The sequence below is a fragment of the Streptomyces sp. NPDC001407 genome, assembly GCF_042895325.1.
GTDB lineage: Bacteria > Actinomycetota > Actinomycetes > Streptomycetales > Streptomycetaceae > Streptomyces.
Map to the genome: position 1 here is coordinate 22,498 of NZ_JBIAWF010000003.1, position 19,057 is coordinate 41,554.

Consider the following 19,057-nt stretch of genomic DNA (forward strand, 5'->3'; position numbering starts at 1 on the left):
AAGCACATGCCGCCGAGCCCCTCCGGCGAGGCACCCCGCACCCACGATCGAGGCACCATGCACCACCCCGCTCCCGAGCAGCCCGCCGACGTCGTCGCCCGGCTGCGCGCCACCTTCCGCACCGGCCGTACCAAGCCCGTCGACTGGCGCACCACTCAGCTGCGCCGCTTGCGCACCCTGCTCACCGAGGAGGGCGCGGCCCTCGCCGACGCCCTGCACGAGGACCTCGGCAAGAGCGCGTACGAGGCGTACCGCACCGAGATCGACTTCACGATCCGCGAGATCGACCACACCCTCGACCACCTCGACGCCTGGCTGCGGCCCGAGCCCGCCCCGGTGCCCGCGCACCTCGGCGAGGCCACGGCCTGGACGCAGTACGACCCGCTGGGCGTCGTCCTGGTGATCGCGCCCTGGAACTACCCGGCGCAGCTGCTCCTCGCCCCCGTGGTGGGCGCGCTGGCCGCGGGCAACGCCGTGGTCGCCAAGCCCAGCGAGCTGGCCCCGGCCACCTCCGCGGCCCTCGCCCGCCTCCTGCCCCGGTATCTCGACACCGACGCGGTCGCCGTCGTGACCGGTGGCATCCCGGAGACCACGGCCCTGCTGGAGGAGCGGTTCGACCACATCTTCTACACCGGCAACGGCACCGTCGGCCGCATCGTCATGACCGCCGCGGCCAGGCACCTCACCCCGGTCACCCTCGAACTCGGCGGCAAGTCACCGGTGTTCGTCGACAAGGGCACCGACCTCGCGGTCGTCGCGGCACGGCTCGCGGCCGGCAAGTTCCTCAACGCCGGCCAGACGTGCGTGGCGCCCGACTACGTCCTCACCGACCCGGAGACCGCCCGCGCGCTGGAGCCGGCCCTCGCGCGGGCCGTCGAGGAGCTGTACGGATCCGACCCTGCGGCGTCCGGGACGTACGGGCGGATCGTCAACGAGCGCCACTTCGACCGGCTGTCCGGCCTGCTCGGTTCCGGACGCGTGGTGACCGGCGGCGGCACCGACCGCGCCACGAAGTACATCGCCCCCACCGTCCTGGCCGACGTCGACCCGGAAGCGCCGGTCATGCGGGAGGAGATCTTCGGTCCCGTCCTGCCCATCGTCACGGTCCCCGGCCTGGACGAGGCCATCGGCTTCATCAACGACCGCGACAAGCCGCTGGCGCTCTACGCCTTCACGGAGTCCGAGGAGACCCGGCGGCGCCTCGCGGCCGAAACCTCCTCCGGAGGGCTCGGGTTCGGCCTTCCGCTGGCCCATCTGACGGTCTCGGACCTGCCGTTCGGCGGCGTCGGCGAGAGCGGCATGGGCAATTACCACGGCCGCTACTCCATCGAGACGTTCAGCCACCGCAAGGCGGTGCTCGAGAAGCCCCTGGGCTGAGGGCTCGTCGTGGCGGTGGCCGCACCCGGTGTGCCGGGTGCGGCCACCGCTTGTCACTGCGCCATCTCGTAGGCGCCGGACAGCGCCTCGACGCGCTCCCAGACGCGCGCGGAGCGGGCCTCGTCGACGACCGGGCGGCGGACCGCGCCCAGCGCCCAGGTCTGCTGCTCGGCGGTGGCGGAGTCCTTGCCGTGGAGCTCGACGGCGTGCGCGGAGAAGTCGCGGACGAGGACGGCGAACAGCTCGTCCAGCACGTCCTCGTCGAGGCCGGCCGGCCGCGCCTGCTCCAGGATCAGCTGACCGTGCACGACCAGCGCGAACAACTGGCCCACGGCGAGCAGGAGATCGAGGTCGCGGCTCTGCTCCTCGTCGGGGGCGGCGGTGGTGACGAACGCGCACAGGGCGTCCGCCTGCTCCCGGAAGCGGGCGACGTTGGGCACGGCGGCGTACGCGTCGTAAGCGGTGCGCCAGTCGTGGAAGCGCACGGAGCCGAGACCGCGGGCCGGCCCCTGGCGGAAGAGGAACGCGTCGTCGGCCGCGTCGAGGCGGCTCGGCACCGGCGCGTAGTCGGCCGGGTCCAGCAGGTGGTTGCGCATGAACTTGAGGATCAGCGCGAGGTTGACGTGGACCGTGCCCTCCAGCTTCGGCAGCCCGCGGATCTCGGTGGCGGCCTGGGCGAAGTAGGTGTCCTTCTCGAAGCCCTTGGCCGCGATGACGTCCCACATCAGGTCGATGACCTTCTCGCCCTCCGTGGTCACCTTCATCTTCGTCATGGGGTTGAAGAGCAGGTAGCGGCGGTCGTCGGGCCCGGCGGAGCGGAAGTAGTCGACGGCGCGGTCACTGAAGAGCTTCATCCCGACGAGACGGACGTACGCGTCGGTCAGCTCGCGGCGCACGTGCGGGAAGGCGGTAACGGGACGGCCGTAGAGGACGCGGTTGTGCGCGTGGGTGACGGCCTCGTACATCGCGTGCTCGCAGATGCCGATCGAGGCCGTGCAGAGGTTGAACTTGCCGACGTTGACGGTGTTGAGGGCGGCGTCGAACGCGGCGCGTCCGGTGTGCAGCACGTCCTCCGGCGCGACCGGGTAGTTCTCCAGCCGGAACTCGCTGACGTACTTCGAGGAGTCGACGACGTTCTTCACGAGGTGGTACGCCGGGTGACGGCTGTCGGCGGCGAAGAAGACGTAGCCGTCGGGGCCCTCGACGTCGGTGCGGCGACCGAAGACGGAGACGAGCCCGGCGGCGTTGCCGTTGCCTATGTAGTACTTCGAGCCGGTGGCCCGGAAACCGCCGTCGCCGTCGGGCTCCAGCAGCATGTCGGTGGAGTAGATGTCGGCGCCGTGGGCCTTCTCGGACAGGCCGAAGGCGAACACCTCGCCCTGGGTGAGGAGTTCCGCGGCACGCTCGCGCGCGGCGGTGTTGTCGCTCTGCCAGACCGGGCCGAGGCCGAGGATGGTGACCTGCCAGGCGTACCAGTAGTCGAGCCCGTAGAAGCCGAAGATCTCGTTGAGGGCCGCGATCCGGGCGGTGTCCCAGCGCGCGTCCCCCTGCCCGGCGGCGGCCGGGGTGAGGAAGGTGGCGAACAGCCCCTCCTTGGCGGAGAACGCGAGGAAGTCCGCCAGCCAGGCGCGGGAGCGGTAGTCCTCGATCAGCTTGCGCTTGCCGCGCTGCTCGAACCAGTCGACGGTGGCGCGCAGCAGCCTGCGGGTCTCGGGGTCGAAGTGCGCCGGGTCGTAGGTGCGCGGGTTGAACAGAAGCTGGTCGGCCATGGATGTTCGCCTTTCCGGCTTGACGGTTGAGGGTGTCGGAGAAGTAAGGGATTCAGCGCTGGGGGCGGAGCCGGTGGAGGGTGGCGAGCACGTCGTCGAGCCAGGCGATCGTCATCCGCTCGTACGCGATGCCGCCGCGCAGCACGACGTGTTGCAGCTCCTGTCCGGCATCGAGCGGGTCCGGGGCCTCGGCGCCGGTGAAGTCGCGCGCCTCGCCCGCGAGATAGTGCGCGAGCCGCTCGGAGTGCGCCCGGTGGTGCCGTTCGACCTCGCGGATCAGCGCGGCGGGGTCGTCGAAGGCCGCGCCGCGGATCTTCACGGCGAGGTCGTGACGGACGCTCTCGGGTTCGATCGGTTCGTGCAGCCACTCGGAGAGGGCGGCCCGGCCGGGGGCGGCGACGGAATACTCCTTCTTGTCCGGCCGGCCCTGCTGCGGCACGTCCCGGACGTCGAGCCGCCCGTCGCCCTCCATCCGCTTGAGGACGCGGTAGATCTGCTGGTGGGTGGCGGTCCAGAAGTATCCGATGGACCGCTCGAACCGCCGGGCCAGCTCATAGCCGGAGCCCGGCTTCTCCAGCAGGGAGACGAGGATCGCGTGCTCGAGCGCCATGCCCCGGATCCTGCTATGCAACTCGTTTCATATACAAGCGGCGCCCCGCAGGTGAGACACGGCTCACCCGGCGCGTGGCCGCCCCGGCATGGCCACAATCGGCCCCCTGCGATCGCCACGCCTCCGGTGCCTCTCCCGCGCGGCCCTCCCCTGGTGCCATCCTGGACGCATCTGCGGGACGACTGCGGGGAGCGCCCCCGCGGGAAGGGGCCCCACCGTGCTTCGCGTCGCAGTCGTCGGGTCGGGACCGAGCGGGGTCTACACCGCCCAGGCACTGGTGCAGCAGCAGGACGTCCCCGGAGTGACGGTGGACGTCCTGGACCGGCTGCCCTGTCCGTACGGTCTGGTGCGCTACGGGGTGGCGCCCGACCACGAGAAGATCAAGTCGCTCCAGGGCACCCTGCGCACGGCGCTGGAGCACCCGGCCATCGCCTTCCTGGGCAATGTCCCGGTCGGTGACGGGCCCGGTGACCTGACACCGCGTCGGCTCCTGGAGCTCTATCACGCGGTGGTCTACTGCGTGGGCGCCGCGACCGACCGCAGGCTCGGGATTCCCGGTGAGGACCTGCCCGGCAGCTTCTCGGCCACGGAGTTCGTCTCCTGGTACAGCGCCCACCCGGACGCCGCGCCCGGCGGCTTCGTCCTCGGCGCGCGCTCGGCGGTGGTCATCGGGGTGGGCAATGTGGCGGTCGACGTGGCCCGGGTGCTGGGCCGCGGCGCCGATGAGCTGCGGCCGACGGACGTGCCGGACGCGGCCCTCGCCGCGCTCGCCGCCAGCCGCGTGCGGGACGTCCACATGGTGGGCCGGCGCGGGCCCTCGCAGGCGAAGTTCACCACCAAGGAGCTGCGCGAGCTGGGTGAGCTGCCGGGTGCCGAGGTCCGCGTACGGCCCGCCGAGACGGCGCTGGATCCGGCGTGGGCGGACCCCTCGGGGCTGCCGTCTGCGAGCAGGCGGAACGTCGAGGTCCTGCGGAGCTGGGGAGAGGCACCGGGACGGGGCCTGGCGCGCCGGATCCACCTGCGGTTCTTCCTGCGTCCTGTCGCCCTGCTCGGGGACGGCGCGGTGCGCGCGGTGCGCTTCGAGCGGACCGTGCCGGACGGCCGGGGCGGCGTGAGAGGCACCGGCCGGTTCGAGGAGATCGACGCGCAGCTGGTGCTGCGGTCGGTGGGCTACCGCGGGGTGCCGATCCCGGGGCTGCCCTTCGACGGCGAGCGGGGCACCGTGCCGCACGCGCGAGGCAGAGTGCTGCGCGACGGGGTGCCCTCGCCCGGTGAGTACGTGGCGGGGTGGATCAAACGCGGGCCGACCGGGGTGATCGGCACCAACCGTTCGTGCGCCAAGGAGACGGTCGGCTCACTGCTGGCCGACGCCGAGGCGCTCGGGGCGCGCAGGCCGGTCGAGGACGCGCGGTCGGCACTGCGCGCGGTCGCCCGGGAGGTGGTCGAGTGGCCAGGGTGGCTGGGGATCGAGGCCGCGGAGTCCGCGCTCGGCCGCCGCCTGGGCCGGGGGCCGGTGAAGATCCCGGACTGGGAGGGGCTGCTGACCGCGGCCCGCACCCGGCGCTGAGGTCCTCGGCGGCCGGGCGGTTCAGTCGCCCGCGAGCCGGTCCTCCTGATGGGCGGCCGAGGTGAGGACGGCGTCGAGCAGCCCGGGGAAGAGGGCTTCGAGGTCGTCGCGGCGCAGGGCGCTCATCTTCGCGGTGCCGCGGTAGGTCTGGCGGATCACGCCGCTCTCGCGCAGCACGCGGAAGTGGTGTGTGGTGGTGGACTTGCTGACCGGCAGCTCGAACACCGAACAGGCCAGCTCGTCCTCGGTGCGGGCGAGACAGCAGGTGATCTTCAGCCGCAGGGGGTCGGAGAGCGCGTGCAGCACGCTTTCGAGACGGATCTCGTCCCGTTCGGGGTGCTCCAGCGAACGGCCTGGGGACGGGGGCCGGGTCTGCGTCTGCACGGCTGCTCCTTCAGGTCGGCAAGGCTTCGGAGGGTCCGTGAAGGCGGCACCCGGGAGCCGGTGTACGAGATCCATCGTACTTCGCCGACCTGCTTACTACGAGAGGCATCGTATGAGTTTCGGCCAGGACATCGACCAAAAGCGGTCAGCCACACAAATGTTTCTATTTTTCGCGCAACCGTACATGCGTGTCGATCATCTGTAGAAGTGTGGCGGGGGGGTGCAGTCGACCGGTTCGGGCGACGCGGCCGTGACCGCCGCTGGCTCTGCTGATACGAGAAAGGTCGACTCACGTGCACGTCGGATCGGGCCGTCGCTCCGTCCTGTTGGCATCCGCCCTGATGGGTTCCCTGGTGCTCAGCGCCTGTTCGGGGGGATCCGGCGGCTCCAGTGCCGATGCCGGGTCCGAGGCCCGGATCACCGTCACCCCGGGCGAGGGCAAGGAGGTCGAGCTCGGCTCCCCGATATCGGTGAAGGCCGAGGGCGGCCGGCTCACCGGAGTCGAGGTCAAGGACGACAAGGGGCAGAAGGTCACGGGCCAGTTGGCCGACGACGGTTCCTCCTGGACCTCGGAGGGCAAGGTCGGCCCGCAGACCACTTACACCGTGCGTTCCACGGCGAAGGGCGGCAAGGACGGCAAGGGCAAGGAGTCCTCCTCCACCGCGACCTTCACCACGAAGCAGGCGTCGAAGGTCAACAAGCTCACCAACACCCCGGGCGACGGGCAGACGGTCGGCACGGGCATGCCCGTCTCGATCCTCTTCGACAACCCGGTGGACAAGAGCAAGCGCGCCGAGATCGAGAAGTCCCTGAAGGTCACCACGCAGCCGAAGGTGGAGGGCGCCTGGGGCTGGGTGAAGGACTGGTCGGGCCAGGACCGGATCGACTGGCGCCCCAAGGACTACTGGCCGTCCGGGACCAAGGTCTCCGTCAACGGCAACCTCTCGGGCGTCAACTCCGGTGAGGGCGGCTGGTTCGCGCGGAACTACCAGTTCGGCTTCTCCATAGGCGCCGACCACAAGGCCGTCATCGACGTGCCCAGCCACACGCTGACGATGTACGAGAACGGCAAGCCCGTCGGGGACATCAAGGGCTCCGCCGGCTCACCCGTGGACCCCACCCGCGGTGGCGTCCACACCGTGCGCAGCAAGAACGCCGACGAGACCATGGACTCCGCCACCATCGGCCACGGCAACGAGTGGATGCTGGACTCGAAGTGGGTGACCCACCTGACCGCGTCCGGCACCTTCCTGCACTCGGCGCCCTGGAACCAGTCGCTCGGCGTGGAGAACAACAGCCACGGCTGCTTCGGCATGACCACCAGCGACGCCAAGCGGGTCTACGACTTCCTGCCCATCGGCTCGACCGTCGAGGTCAAGAACACCAGCAGCACCAAGGTGACCGACGTCGGCAACGGCCTCGAGGTCTGGCAGGAGACGTGGGACCAGTGGCAGAAGCGCAGCGCGCTGAAGTGACGGCCGCACCGGTTCATCCATAGACAGCTTCATCCACAGCCTGCTTCATTCACAGCGGGCGACGCGGCCGGGGGCCACGGGAGTTGATCCCGTGGCCCCCGAGCCGTCAGGCGGCCCTGCGGTACTGGGCGGGCCGGCGCGGCGGCAGCCCCAGAGCGGTGGCCGCGCGCAGCGGCCAGTAGGGGTCGCGGAGCAGTTCGCGGCCGAGGAGCACCGCGTCCGCCCGGCCCGACGCCACGATCTCCTCGGCCTGGGCGGGGTCGGTGATCAGCCCGACGGCGCCCACGGGCAGGCCGGTCTCCTCGCGCACCCTGGCGGCGAAGGGGACCTGATAGCCGGGCGCGGTGGGGATGACGGCATCGGGAGCGTTGCCGCCGGTGGAGGTGTCGAGCAGGTCCACGCCGTGCGCGGCGAGGTCCTTCGCGAACCGCACGGTCTCGTCCGCGGTCCAGCCTTCCCGGTCGTCCTCGGCGTTCTCCGTGAGCCAGTCCGTGGCGGAGATCCGGAAGAACACGGGCAGTTCCTCGGGCCACACCGCGCGCACCGCGTCCACGACCTCCAGCGCGAACCGGGTGCGGTTCTCGAAGGAGCCGCCGTACTCGTCGGTGCGGTGGTTGCTGTGCGGGGAGAGGAACCCGTTGATCAGATAGCCGTGGGCGCCGTGGATCTCGACGACCTTGAAGCCGGCCGCGAGCGCCCGCCGAGCGGCGGCGGCGAAGTCGGCGACCACCTGGGCGATGTCGTCCTTGGTCAGCTCGCGCGGCGCGGGATAGCCCTCCGCGAAGGGCAGCGGGGAGGGCGCGACGGTCGTCCAGCCGTACGCCTCCGGGCCGGCGGGACCGCCGCCGCGCCACGGCCGCTCGGTCGACGCCTTCCGTCCGGCGTGCGCGAGCTGGACAGCCGGCACCGCGCCGTGGGCCTCCAGGAAGGAGGTGATGCGCCGGAATGCCGCCACCTGCCGGTCGTTCCACAGCCCCAGGTCGGCGGGCGAGATGCGCCCCTCGGGGGAGACAGCCGTGGCCTCGGTGAGGATCAGCCCCGCGCCGCCGACGGCCCGGGCGGCGAGGTGGGCGAAGTGCCAGTCGTGCGGCACACCCATGTCGGGGCCGTGGTCGTCCGCGCTGTACTGGCACATGGGCGCCATCCAGACCCGGTTGGGGATGGTCAGCGAGCGCAGGGTGAAGGGCTCGAAGAGGGCACTCATCAAAGACTCCGTTTCCGCCGGTGCAGCCGACGCGCTGCGGCTGGTACGAGAAACACCGTACTACGAGAATTCTCGAATTACGACACCTCTCGTACAAGCTGGCGGGACCCCCGTTCGAGGGACACGCCCCCGGCCGGAACCTGCCCATGGGCCGGACGCGTTCGTACGGGCACGCACTGAGCCAGTAGAGTGACGCCCCGTGGCTGCACGACCTTTGAACGAGATCGTCGAACACGGCTGGGCCAAGGCGCTGGAACCGGTGGCCGGGCGCATCGCGTCGATGGGCGACTTCCTGCGCGCCGAGATCGCCGCGGGCCGTACGTATCTGCCCTCCGGCGCGAATGTGCTGCGGGCCTTCCAGCAACCCTTCGACGACGTAAGAGTGCTGATCGTCGGTCAGGACCCGTATCCGACGCCCGGCCATGCCGTGGGGCTGAGCTTCTCGGTCGCGCCCGAGGTGCGCCCGCTGCCCGGCAGCCTGGAGAACATATACCGCGAGCTGCACACCGACCTGGGTCTCCCCCGCCCGTCCAACGGCGATCTCACGCCGTGGACCCAGCAGGGCGTCCTGCTCCTCAACAGGGCCCTGACCACCGCTCCGCGCAAGCCCGCGGCGCACCGGGGCAAGGGCTGGGAGGAGGTCACCGAGCAGGCGATCCGCGCGCTCGTCGCCCGCGGCGGCCCGCTGGTGGCGATCCTGTGGGGCCGTGACGCGCGCAATCTGCGGCCACTGCTGGGCGATGTGCCGTCCGTCGAGTCCGCGCACCCCTCCCCCATGTCGGCCGACCGCGGCTTCTTCGGCTCCCGGCCCTTCAGCCGGGCCAACGAGCTGCTGGCCCGCCAGGGGGCCGCCCCCGTGAACTGGCAGCTGCCGTGAGCCGGCCGGGCCTGTGACAGGCCCGGCGGGCCATGTGCTGGGGGTCGACTCGGGCGGTTCGGGCATCCGGATCGCCCTGGCCCCCGCCGACGGCAGCGGCCCGCCACTGACCTGGACCTCTCCCGCCCCGGCGGGGGTGGCAGCCCGGCGGCTCCTCGATCACGTCCTGCCCGCCGCCAGGGACCTGCTCACCCGCGCCGGAGCGCAAGCCTGCGAAGCCGCCTGCGTGGGCGCCGCCGGAATGGCCGCGCTGGGCGACGAGCTCCGCGCCGTCCTGCCCGGCGCCCTGCGTGAGGCCCTCGGAGTGCGCCGCCTCGCGCTCGCCTCGGACGCGGTCACCGCTTACGCGGGAGCGCTCGGCCAGCGCCCCGGCGCGGTGGTGGCCGGGGGCACCGGGATGATCGCGCTCGGCACCGACCTGACCCAGGAAGGCGGTTGGCGCCGCGCGGACGGCTGGGGTCATCTGCTGGGCGACTGCGGCAGCGGTGCGTGGATCGGCCGCGCCGGGCTCGAGGCGGCGCTGCGCGCGCACGACGGGCGGGCCGGCGGATCGGACGCGCTGCTGGCCCGGATGACCACCACTCTCGGCCCGGCGCCGGATCTGCCCGCCGCGCTCTACCCGCGCCCGGACCGGCCCGCGGTCCTCGCCTCGTTCGCGCCCGAGGTCGCCCGGTGCGCTCCGGAGGATCCCGTCGCGGCCCGGATCCTCCGCGAGGCGGCCCGGCACATCGCCGAGACCGCCGCCGCCGCATGCCCGCGCCGATGGCCGGTTTCCGGCCGATCGACGCACGCGGCAGCGGAAACGGCCGGGCCGGGTGCGGCCGGTGTGACGTGTGAAGTCGCACTCACGGGCGGACTGTTTCGCATGGGTGACCCGCTGCTCGCACCACTGCGCGAAGAATTGCAATCGCAACTGCCTCACGCACAGCTCGTTCCCGCCCAGGGCACACCGCTCGACGGCGCATTGCGCGTGGCAGGAGCCTTGGTGACGGACAGTCTGCACTTGCCGACGGATCCCGTGATGTTGCGTATCATTTGCTGAACGACTCTTCGTGGACCGTATGTCTGGACGAATAAATCCGGACAGACGGCGCTGTATCGCCCCCGCCCGAACGGCCCGGTGCGATGAACGGCTAACATGCGGCGCCATGAGCTCCCCCACAGGGCCCGCGCCTGGCCTGCCTGTACGAATGCCGCGTCCCCGCCAGCCCGGTCGACACCGGCGGCCGGAACCGGCGGCCGCGCCGACGGGCGCGCCGCCGCTCGTCCTCGCCGTGCCGGGGACGCCCGACCTCGCCACCCGGCAGCTCGCCGAGGAGACCCTCAGCATCGCCCGCTCCGAGCTCCCCGGGCTCGACGCGCGCATCGGCTATGTGGACGCCGAAGGCGGCGACGTGGGGTATCCGTCACTGGAGTCGGTGCTGGCCCACGCGGCGGCCCAGCGGGCCGCTCGCGCCGGCGAAGCCCAGGACGGCTCCGAGGGGGACGGAGCCGACTCCTGGGACCGCTTCCCGACCGCCGTGGCCGTGCCGCTGCTGGCGGGTCCCGACAGCTCGCAGCTGCGCCGCATACGCCAAGCGGTGATGAACAGCGGTTCCGTCACCGAGCTCACCGACACGCTGGGCCCGCACCCGCTGCTCGCCGAGGCCCTGCACGTGCGTCTCTCGGAGGCCGGGCTGGCCCGCGCCGACCGGGCGCGACTGTTCACAGTTGCAACCGCCGCGGACGGCATCATCCTGGCGACCGTCGGCGGCGAGGAGGCCGTGCAGGCGGCGGGCATCACCGGCATGCTGCTGTCGGCCCGCCTGGCCGTGCCGGTGCTCGCGGCGGCGCTGGACGAGGAAGGCGGCATCGCCCGCGCCGCGGAGCAGCTGCGCTCCTCCGGCTCCCGGAATCTGGCGCTCGCGCCCTGCATCATCGGCCCCGAGGTGGCCGAGGGTCTCGCGGCCGAGGCCGCGCGCGAGGTGTCCTGCGCCTCGGCCGAACCGCTCGGCGCCTACCCGGCGATCGGCAAGCTGGCCCTGGCGAAGTACGCGGCGGTGCTGGGCCTGACGACCCAGCCGTCGCTCCAGGGCGCACCGGTCCGCTGACGATCCATCCCGTACGAACGCGCGTGACCGGCAGGGCGAACGCTGCCGCCACGTGCCACACACCCTGACGGCAAGGCCCCGGAACGGCGGGCCGGAGCCGTCCGGTCCGGAGGGGCTCCCGCACCGCGGGAGCCCCTCCGGCCGTTTCAGCCCCTCCGGCCGTTCCGGTGCGGTGTCAGGAAAAGATCACGCAGGAGGCGGCGGGCACGGCGAGCGCCCCGGCGGGGCTCGGTATGCCCGTGTCGGGGTCGATCGCGAACCAGGTCACGTCACCCGACCGCTCGTTGGCGGCGTAGAGATACCGGCCGCTGGGGTGGAGCGTGAGATCGCGGGGCCAGTGGCCTCCGCAGGGGGTGGAGGCGTGGATCCCGAGGATGTCGCCGGACGCGTCGAGGGCGAGGGTGGTGATGCTGTCGTGCCCTCGGACGGCGACCCACAGGAACCGCCCGTCCTCGGAGACCACGGGCTCCGACGGATAGGCGACGGCATCCGTGCCGGGCCTGAGAACGCGCGTCTCCCCGGCCGGCACCAGAGAGCCCTCCGCCGCGTCCCAGCGGCACACCGTGACGGTCGGGACCAGCTCGTTGAGGACGTACGCGCGGTCGCCCCCGGGATGGAAGGCCAGGTGCCGGGGGCCCGTCCCGGACCGGAGCCGCGTCTCGTGGTGCGGGCGCGGCAGACCGGTCACCGGGTCGAGGGCAGAGATCCACACCGAATCCGTGCCGAGGTCCACGGCGAGCAGCAGGCGCCCGGAGGGGTCGGGCACGACGGCGTGCGCGTGCGGACCGCGCTGCCGGTCCGCCACGGGGCCGGAACCCCGGTGCGGCAGGACGGCGGACGGCGCTCCGAGCGCTCCGCCCGTACGCACCGGGAGGGCGCTGACGCTGCCCGAACCGTAGTTGGCGGTGAACAGGTGCTTGCCCGCGAAGCCGAGGTGCGTCGGCGCCTCGCCGCGCACGGGAACGGGCTCGCCCAGCGGTTCCAGCCGAGCGGGATCGGCCAGCGAGAAGGCCGCGACGGCGCCCTCGTCGGTCTCGCTCACCGCGTAGAGCATGTCCGCTCCGGGAGACAGCGCGAGGAAGGACGGGTTGGCCACGGCGTCGGTGGCATGCACCGGTGTGAGCGTGCCCGTGCGGCTGTCGACCTCGGCGACCGTCACACCGGGCCCGCCCGCCGCCGTGAACGAGCCGATGTACGCGAAGCGTCCCCGCCGGCTGTGCTGGTCACTGCTGATCACCGTGCCACCCTCCCCACCGAATCACTCTGTACACCTGACGCTACACGGAGCCACTGACAAGCCCGAGGTCAGGGCGATGGCGGGCTCCGGACGGGACGGAGCCGACGCCCGCCCTTCAGCGTTGCCATTGGCCCCTTCGCGCGCCGACAGTACGGTGGGTAACCATGCCATTGGTACAGTCATTCCGACGTCTCTTGAGCCAACAGCCGGATAGATGGTCTGATGGAGACGTCGATGGCGCTGCGGAGATCCGTGGCGCCTTTTTCGTGTCCGTGCGTCGAAGGGGCGGGAAGTAGTGCTGAAGAGGGCGTTCATGGCACCGGATCCGGGCCGGGCGAGGCTGCGGGTCGCCGTCCGCGCTGTCGCGGGCGTGGCCTGTGCCGTCGCCGTGGTCCAGCTGTCGGGTCTGCCCCTGACCGCTTCCATCACCGCTGGGCTCACGGCCCTGCTCGCGCTGTTCACGGTCGCCGACCCGACCGTACGCCGCCAGGTGATCACCACCGCCCTGCTGCCGGTCGTCGGCTTCCCCGTGCTCGCGCTGGCCGCTGCGCTGCACGGCATGCCACTGGTGCGTGACGCGGCCTTCCTGGCCGTCGTCTTCTGCGGGGTGTACGCCCGCCGGTGGGGTGCGCGGGGCAACGCGCTCGGGATCTTCGGCTTCATGATGTTCTTCGCGACGCAGTTCCTGCACGCCGTCCCCGCCCAGCTGCCGCACCTGTACGCGGCTGTGATCATGGCGCTCGCGGCCGCCGGGCTCGTCCGCTTCGGGCTCTGGCGCATCGAGCGGCATACCCCGCCGCCCGCGGGCCCGGCGCCCCTCGCGGGCCGCGGACTGGCGCGCGTCACGACCCGGCAGGCGTTCCAGGCCGCCTTCGCCTGCGGCCTGGCGCTCGCCGTCGGGCAGCTGGTCTCCGACGCGCGCTGGTACTGGGCCGTCGGCACCGCTTGGTGGATCTTCGTCAACACCGCCTCGCGCGGCGAGACCCTCGTCCGCGGCTTCCGGCGGGTCCTGGGCACGGTGCTCGGCATCGCCACGGGAATCCTCGTGGCGATCCCCCTGCACGGGGCCGCCGTGCCCACCGCGGCCCTTGTCGCCGTCTGCGTCTTCGGCATCTTCTACACGTCCGCCGTCTCCTACACGTGGATGATGTTCGCCGTGACCATGATGGCCGGGCTGCTCTACGGGCTCCTCGGGGTCCTGGACGCGGACCTGCTGATCCTCAGGCTGGCCCAGACCGGCGTCGGGGCGGCGGGCGCGGCCATCGCCGTCCTGGTCGTCCTGCCCGTGACCACGCACGCCGCCACCGACGCGTGGATCCAGCGCGCCCTGCACTGTGTGCACACCTGCGCGGCCGAAGCGGCCGCACGGCTCGCCGGTTCCGAGGCCGCCGACCCCGGCCCGCGGGTCGCCGAACTGGAGCTCCTGCTCGGCAGGGTGCGGCTCTCGCTCGCCCCGCTCGTCCACCCGCTCAACCCGTTCGGCGCCCGCAAGGAGAAGGCCCGTCGCGTGCTGGCCCTCCTGGACGACTGCGCCCGCGAGGTGCGGGGGCTGGCGTCCATCGCCGCCGACCCCGAGGCATCGCACGACGACCGCCTCGCCGCCGCTTGCTGGCGCGTGGAGGCCGCGGTGGAGTCGCTGACGACGCCGGGCAAGGCCCGCGACGCGGTGGGGGCCACGGCCGCGGCGCCCGAGCACCCGCTGGCCGAGCCGGCACTCGCGCACCTGCACAGCCTGGAGCGGGCACTGGCCGAACTGGCGGTGCCGCTGCACAGCTCGCGTCCATCTCCGCTGGTCGGGGCCTGACCGGCGATCCGGAAACCCGGGCGGCCATCGGCACTTGACGCCGTGCGGGGCTGAGCCGTTGGTACTGTTACCGGCCAGGAAGTACGACCACAGGGAGGTCGGCGGCCCATGGCCGTGGACACGCTGGACGCGAGCATTCTGCGGCTGCTGCTGGAGCAGCCGCGCACGAGCGTGCGGGAGTACGCGCGTGTGCTGGGCATCGCGCGCGGCACGCTCCAGGCGCGGCTCGACCGGCTGGAGCGCGACGGCGTGATCACCGCCACCGGGCCGCGGCTGTCCCCCGCCGCGCTCGGCCACCCCGTGCTGGCCTTCGTCCATATCGAGGTGACCCAGGGGCACCTGGACACGGTCGCCACGGCGCTCGCGGACGTGCCGGAGATCATCGAGGCGTTCTCGATCACCGGCGGCGGCGACCTGATGGCGCGGGTCGTCGCCCGGGACGCCGGCCATCTGGAGGACGTCATCCAGCGACTGGTGCAGTTCCCGGGTGTGGTGCGTACGCGCACCGAGATGGTGCTGCGCGAGCGGGTGCCCTATCGCGTGGTGCCGCTGGTCGACGCGGTGGGGCGCGCGGCCGCTCAACGGAGCTCCTGAACGGGCCGTCCCCGGCGCGGGACCGGCCCCGTTTCTCACTGTGAAGAAGTAGGTGCGATTATCTGCACGCTCTACTCAACACGCGAGAAACAGAGGCATGTATGGAGCGATGTGGGGAAAGACCGGCACGCCGGTGGGGTGCCGCTCTGATCGCGTCGGCCGCGGCGGTCGCCGTCGCGGTGCCGGCGACGACCGCGCAGGCCGCGAGCGGCCCGGCGGTGACCGGCGCCAAGGGCGCGTTCCTGCTCGACAGCGGCAGCAACCGCCAGTTGTGGAGCAAGGACGCCGACACCAAGCGGCAGATGGCCAGCACCACCAAGGTCATGACCGCGATGGTCGTGCTGGACACACGCGGAGTCGACCTGAACAAGCAGGTCACCATCAAGCAGTCCTACCGCGACTACGTGGAGCGGAACGGCGCGAGCACGGCCGATCTGCGCACGGGCGACAAGATGACGGTGCGACAGCTGCTGTACGGCCTCCTGCTGCCCTCGGGGTGCGACGCGGCGTACGCGCTGGCCGACACGTTCGGCAGCGGCAGCACCGAGAAGCAACGCACGAGCTCGTTCATCGCCAAGATGAACAAGAGGGCGTCCGACCTCGGCATGAAGAACACCAAGTACGACTCGTTCGACGGCATATCGCAGGCCGGGGCCAACTACACGACGCCTCGCGACTCGGCACAGCTCGCCCGGCACGCGATCGCCAACAGCACGTTCAGCACGGTCGTGAAGACGACCGGCACTCAGCAGAAGGCCGCGAACGTCAAGCGGACCTACTACTGGGACAACACGAACAAGCTGCTCGGCTCGTACAAGGGCGCGATCGGCATCAAGACCGGCACCGGCACAGCCGCCGGACCGTGTCTGGTGTTCGCCGCCAAGCGTGACGGACGGACCGTCGTCGGCGTCATCCTCAATGACGCCACCTCCCGCTACCCGGACGCGGTGAAGATGCTGGACTGGGCCTACAAGACCAAGTCCGACGTCAAGCTGCGCCAGCTCCCGGAGTCGGCACAGCGGGACTGATCGCCCGCTGAGCGACCGCGGATGAGCCTTCCGGCCATGCGCCAAGGCCCTACCAGGAATGCCTGGTAGGGCCATTGTTGCGAGAGCCCCGAGGCTCGGGGACACCGGCTTCCACGGACGCCGCGCGGCCGTCCTCAGCGGCCGTCCTCAGCCGAGGAACGACAGGCGTACCCTCCGGTCCGGGTTGTCCACGTTCGTATCGACCAGGACGACCGACTGCCAGGTTCCCAGTTCCAGTTCGCCGTTCACCACGGGCAGCGTGGCGTGCGGCGGGACCAGGGCGGGCAGGACGTGGTCCCGGCCGTGCCCGGGAGTGCCGTGGCGATGCCGCCAGCGGTCGTCGGCGGGGAGCAGGTCGCCGAGGGCGGCCAGCAGGTCGTGGTCGCTGCCCGAGCCGGTCTCGATGACGGCCAGACCGGCGGTCGCGTGGGGCGTGAAGACGTTCAGCAGTCCGTCGCGCCCCGGGGCGACCTCACGGAGGAACGCGGCGCACTCCTCGGTGAGGTCGTACACGGTCTGCGTGGAACCGGTCGTGATGCCGATCGTGCGGGAGGTGAAGGTGGTATCAGCCATGCCTCACATTCAAGCGGAGTGGCGATGGCCCCGGCGCCGGCCCGGCCGCGTGGCCGGTCCTTCACAGCGGTCGCTCGCTGCGGCAGTATGAGGCGCTGGATGATCAGGTGGGAAGAGGAGCGGGGAGAGGAGGGGGACATGCGCGTAGGACTGTTCGTCACCTGCGTCAATGACACTCTCTACCCCCGGACGGGCCAGGCGGTCGTCACCCTGCTGGAACGGCTGGGTGTGCGGGTGGACTTCCCGATGGAACAGACCTGCTGCGGTCAGCCGCTGTTCAATACGGGATACCGCCATGGGACCGAGCCGCTGATGCGCCGTTACGCAGCGGCCTTCCGTGACCACGACTACGTCGTCACGCCCTCGGGCTCCTGTGCCGCCATGGTCCGTGACAACTACCCACGGATCGCGGCGAAGGCCGCCACGGAGGGCCGCGGCGAGGAGCTGTCCGCGATGGCGGCCGAGGCGGTGGCCAAGACCTACGAGCTGACCGAGTTCCTCGTCGATGTCCTCGGCGTCACGGATGTCGGCGCGTACTACCCGCACACCGTCACCTACCACCCCACGTGCCACGGGCTCCGGGTGCTGGGGCTCGGCGACCGCCCCCGGCGCCTGCTGGAGCAGGTGAAGGGTCTCGAACTGCGGGAGCTGGAAGGGGCGGAGGAGTGCTGCGGCTTCGGCGGCACGTTCGCGGTGAAGAACCCCGCCGTGTCCGCCGCGATGGGCACCGACAAGGCCCGCGCCGTCACCACGACCGGCGCAGGTGGCGTGTGCGCGGTCGACAACTCCTGTCTGATGCACATCGGCGGCATCCTCTCCCGTGCGGGTTCGGCCGTGCGTCCTGTCCATATCGCGGAAATACTCGCCGGCGAGGAGGGCGACGTCCGGTGAGCAGCAGTCGCAGGAGCGATCCCCCGAGGAGCCCGGCGAGCGGGACGCCGGGCCCCGCCGACAGCGACCCTCGGGACCGCCCTCGCGGCGCCACCTACCTGGGCATGCCGGCCTTTCCCCAGGCCGCCGCCGTCTCGACCCGCGACGGCCGCCTGCGCGCCAATCTCCGCCACGCGACGCACACCATCCGCGCCAAGCGTGCCCAGGCGGTCGCGGAACTGGCCGACTGGGACCGGCTGCGCGCCGCCGGTGCCGCGATCAAGGACCGGACCTTGCGCCATCTCGACCACTACCTGGTGCAGCTGGAGGAGTCGGTGACCCGGGCCGGCGGCACGGTGCACTGGGCGGCCGACGCCGCGGAGGCGAACCGCATCGTCACGGACCTGGTGCGGGCCACCGGCGAGACCGAGGTCGTGAAGGTCAAGTCGATGGCGACCCAGGAGACCGGCCTCAATGAGGCCCTGGAGGACGCCGGGATCCACGCCTACGAGACCGACCTCGCCGAACTGATCGTCCAGCTCGGTGACGACCTCCCCTCACACATCCTCGTCCCCGCCATCCACCGCAATCGCGGCGAGATCCGCGATATCTTCCGCGACCGCATGGCGAGCTGGGGCCGCCCGGCGCCCGAGGGCCTGAGTGACCGGCCCGCCGACCTCGCCGAGGCGGCTCGGACGCACCTGCGCGAGAAGTTCCTGCGCGCCAAGGTCGGTGTCTCCGGCGCGAACTTCATGGTCGCCGAGACCGGGACCCTGGTGGTGGTCGAATCCGAAGGCAACGGCCGGATGTGCCTGACCCTCCCGGAGACGCTGATCTCGGTCGTCGGTATCGAGAAGGTCGTGCCGGCATGGCGGGATCTGGAAGTCTTCCTCCAACTCCTGCCGCGCTCCTCGACCGCGGAGCGGATGAACCCGTACACGTCGATGTGGACAGGCACCACCGACGGCGACGGCCCACGCTCCTTCCACCTGGTGCTGCTCGACAACGGGCGCACCGACACCCTCGCGGACCAGGTCGGCCGCCAGGCGCTGCGCTGCATCCGCTGCTCGGCCTGCCTGAACGTCTGTCCCGTGTACGAGAGGGCCGGCGGCCATGCGTACGGTTCGCCGTACTCCGGCCCGATCGGTGCGATCCTCACCCCCCAGCTGCGTGGTCTCTCCTCCCCCTTGGAGGAGTCCCTTCCGTACGCCTCGTCGCTGTGCGGCGCTTGTTTCGAGGTGTGCCCGGTCGCCATCGACATCCCGGAGGTCCTGGTCCACCTGCGTGAGCGGGTCGTGGAAGGCGGCGAGGTCACCCTGCGCGGAACACGCACCGTCATCAAGCCCGCCAGGAAGCACAGGGCCGAGCGCGCCATGATGCGGGCCGCCCGCTGGACCTTCGACCACCCGGGCGCGTTGCGCCATGGCCAGCGGCTGCTCTCCCGCACCCGCCGGCTCCATCCCGGACGGCTGCCCGGCCCGGGCCGGGCCTGGACGGACACCCGCGAACTGCCCGATGTACCGGCCGAATCCTTCCGGGACTGGTGGGCCCGTACACGAGGGGAAGCGACATGAGCACGGGGCCGGGCACGGGGCCGG

17 protein-coding genes are annotated in these 19,057 nt (G+C 71.8%); 11 read left to right on the forward strand and 6 right to left on the reverse strand.

All coding sequences use genetic code 11. The features are described 5' to 3' along the window. Nucleotides 1-57: 57 nt before the first annotated feature. The gene (locus ACFY1P_RS05680; RefSeq protein WP_390750018.1) at nucleotides 58-1,377 is read left to right on the forward strand and encodes an aldehyde dehydrogenase family protein; all 1,320 of its coding nucleotides are present in this window, start codon (nucleotides 58-60) and stop codon (nucleotides 1,375-1,377) included. Between the two features lie 53 nt (nucleotides 1,378-1,430). On the opposite strand, the gene ACFY1P_RS05685 is transcribed toward ACFY1P_RS05680, so the two are convergent. Next, a complete protein-coding gene (locus ACFY1P_RS05685; RefSeq protein ID WP_390749817.1) occupies nucleotides 1,431-3,146 on the reverse strand; it encodes an acyl-CoA dehydrogenase family protein in 1,716 nt (571 codons plus the stop codon). Between the two features lie 52 nt (nucleotides 3,147-3,198). Continuing rightward, a complete protein-coding gene (locus tag ACFY1P_RS05690; protein ID WP_361520149.1) occupies nucleotides 3,199-3,756 on the reverse strand; it encodes a PadR family transcriptional regulator in 558 nt (185 codons plus the stop codon). Nucleotides 3,757-3,973: 217 nt separating this feature from the next. Here ACFY1P_RS05690 and ACFY1P_RS05695 point away from each other — a divergent pair, with 217 nt between their 5' ends. Continuing rightward, nucleotides 3,974-5,323, forward strand: coding sequence for an FAD-dependent oxidoreductase (locus ACFY1P_RS05695; protein WP_390749818.1), 1,350 nt, complete (start codon nucleotides 3,974-3,976; stop codon nucleotides 5,321-5,323). A gap of 21 nt (nucleotides 5,324-5,344) precedes the next feature. Here ACFY1P_RS05695 and ACFY1P_RS05700 read toward each other — a convergent pair whose 3' ends face one another. Then, nucleotides 5,345-5,707 (reverse strand): ArsR family transcriptional regulator, encoded by a 363-nt coding sequence (locus tag ACFY1P_RS05700; protein ID WP_361520153.1) that lies wholly within the window; start codon nucleotides 5,705-5,707, stop codon nucleotides 5,345-5,347. Nucleotides 5,708-6,000: 293 nt separating this feature from the next. On the opposite strand from ACFY1P_RS05700, the gene ACFY1P_RS05705 reads away from it, so the two are divergent. Further along, nucleotides 6,001-7,182, forward strand: coding sequence for an Ig-like domain-containing protein (locus ACFY1P_RS05705; RefSeq protein ID WP_361520156.1), 1,182 nt, complete (start codon nucleotides 6,001-6,003; stop codon nucleotides 7,180-7,182). Between the two features lie 106 nt (nucleotides 7,183-7,288). Here the strand turns inward: ACFY1P_RS05705 and ACFY1P_RS05710 are convergent, their stop codons facing one another. Then, on the reverse strand, nucleotides 7,289-8,386 hold the full coding sequence (locus ACFY1P_RS05710) for an NADH:flavin oxidoreductase/NADH oxidase (RefSeq protein ID WP_390749819.1): 1,098 nt from the start codon (nucleotides 8,384-8,386) through the stop codon (nucleotides 7,289-7,291). A gap of 199 nt (nucleotides 8,387-8,585) precedes the next feature. Between ACFY1P_RS05710 and ACFY1P_RS05715 the strand changes: the two genes are divergently transcribed. From ACFY1P_RS05715 to ACFY1P_RS05725, 3 genes are all read left to right on the forward strand, one after another. Continuing rightward, the gene (locus tag ACFY1P_RS05715) at nucleotides 8,586-9,263 is read left to right on the forward strand and encodes a uracil-DNA glycosylase (RefSeq protein WP_361520162.1); all 678 of its coding nucleotides are present in this window, start codon (nucleotides 8,586-8,588) and stop codon (nucleotides 9,261-9,263) included. Between the two features lie 13 nt (nucleotides 9,264-9,276). Further along, nucleotides 9,277-10,305 (forward strand): BadF/BadG/BcrA/BcrD ATPase family protein, encoded by a 1,029-nt coding sequence (locus ACFY1P_RS05720; protein WP_361520165.1) that lies wholly within the window; start codon nucleotides 9,277-9,279, stop codon nucleotides 10,303-10,305. Nucleotides 10,306-10,411: 106 nt separating this feature from the next. Next, complete coding sequence (locus tag ACFY1P_RS05725) at nucleotides 10,412-11,353, forward strand: hypothetical protein (protein WP_361520168.1); 942 nt, start codon at nucleotides 10,412-10,414, stop codon at nucleotides 11,351-11,353. Nucleotides 11,354-11,528: 175 nt separating this feature from the next. Here ACFY1P_RS05725 and ACFY1P_RS05730 read toward each other — a convergent pair whose 3' ends face one another. Further along, nucleotides 11,529-12,590 carry a lactonase family protein gene (locus tag ACFY1P_RS05730; RefSeq protein ID WP_390749820.1) on the reverse strand — a complete coding sequence of 354 codons (1,062 nt, stop codon included), beginning with the start codon at nucleotides 12,588-12,590 and terminating at the stop codon, nucleotides 11,529-11,531. A gap of 313 nt (nucleotides 12,591-12,903) precedes the next feature. Between ACFY1P_RS05730 and ACFY1P_RS05735 the strand changes: the two genes are divergently transcribed. The 3 genes from ACFY1P_RS05735 to ACFY1P_RS05745 all read left to right on the forward strand — a co-directional run bounded on the left by ACFY1P_RS05735 (nucleotide 12,904) and on the right by ACFY1P_RS05745 (nucleotide 16,016). Next, nucleotides 12,904-14,394: an FUSC family protein gene (locus ACFY1P_RS05735; RefSeq protein ID WP_390749821.1), complete on the forward strand. Its 1,491-nt coding sequence runs from the start codon at nucleotides 12,904-12,906 to the stop codon at nucleotides 14,392-14,394. 108 nt (nucleotides 14,395-14,502) lie between these two features. Next, nucleotides 14,503-14,988 (forward strand): Lrp/AsnC family transcriptional regulator, encoded by a 486-nt coding sequence (locus ACFY1P_RS05740; RefSeq protein WP_361520172.1) that lies wholly within the window; start codon nucleotides 14,503-14,505, stop codon nucleotides 14,986-14,988. A 101-nt stretch (nucleotides 14,989-15,089) separates the two neighbouring features. Further along, nucleotides 15,090-16,016: a D-alanyl-D-alanine carboxypeptidase family protein gene (locus ACFY1P_RS05745; protein WP_390749822.1), complete on the forward strand. Its 927-nt coding sequence runs from the start codon at nucleotides 15,090-15,092 to the stop codon at nucleotides 16,014-16,016. A gap of 147 nt (nucleotides 16,017-16,163) precedes the next feature. On the opposite strand, the gene ACFY1P_RS05750 is transcribed toward ACFY1P_RS05745, so the two are convergent. Then, on the reverse strand, nucleotides 16,164-16,589 hold the full coding sequence (locus ACFY1P_RS05750; RefSeq protein ID WP_361520178.1) for a secondary thiamine-phosphate synthase enzyme YjbQ: 426 nt from the start codon (nucleotides 16,587-16,589) through the stop codon (nucleotides 16,164-16,166). A gap of 138 nt (nucleotides 16,590-16,727) precedes the next feature. On the opposite strand from ACFY1P_RS05750, the gene ACFY1P_RS05755 reads away from it, so the two are divergent. Together ACFY1P_RS05755 and ACFY1P_RS05760 are read left to right on the forward strand one after the other, a co-directional pair. Continuing rightward, nucleotides 16,728-17,480 carry a (Fe-S)-binding protein gene (locus tag ACFY1P_RS05755; protein WP_390749823.1) on the forward strand — a complete coding sequence of 251 codons (753 nt, stop codon included), beginning with the start codon at nucleotides 16,728-16,730 and terminating at the stop codon, nucleotides 17,478-17,480. Nucleotides 17,481-17,584: 104 nt separating this feature from the next. Further along, entirely contained in the window at nucleotides 17,585-19,033 is a 1,449-nt protein-coding gene (locus ACFY1P_RS05760) for a lactate utilization protein B (protein WP_390749824.1), read from the forward strand. Nucleotides 19,034-19,057: the final 24 nt, after the last annotated feature.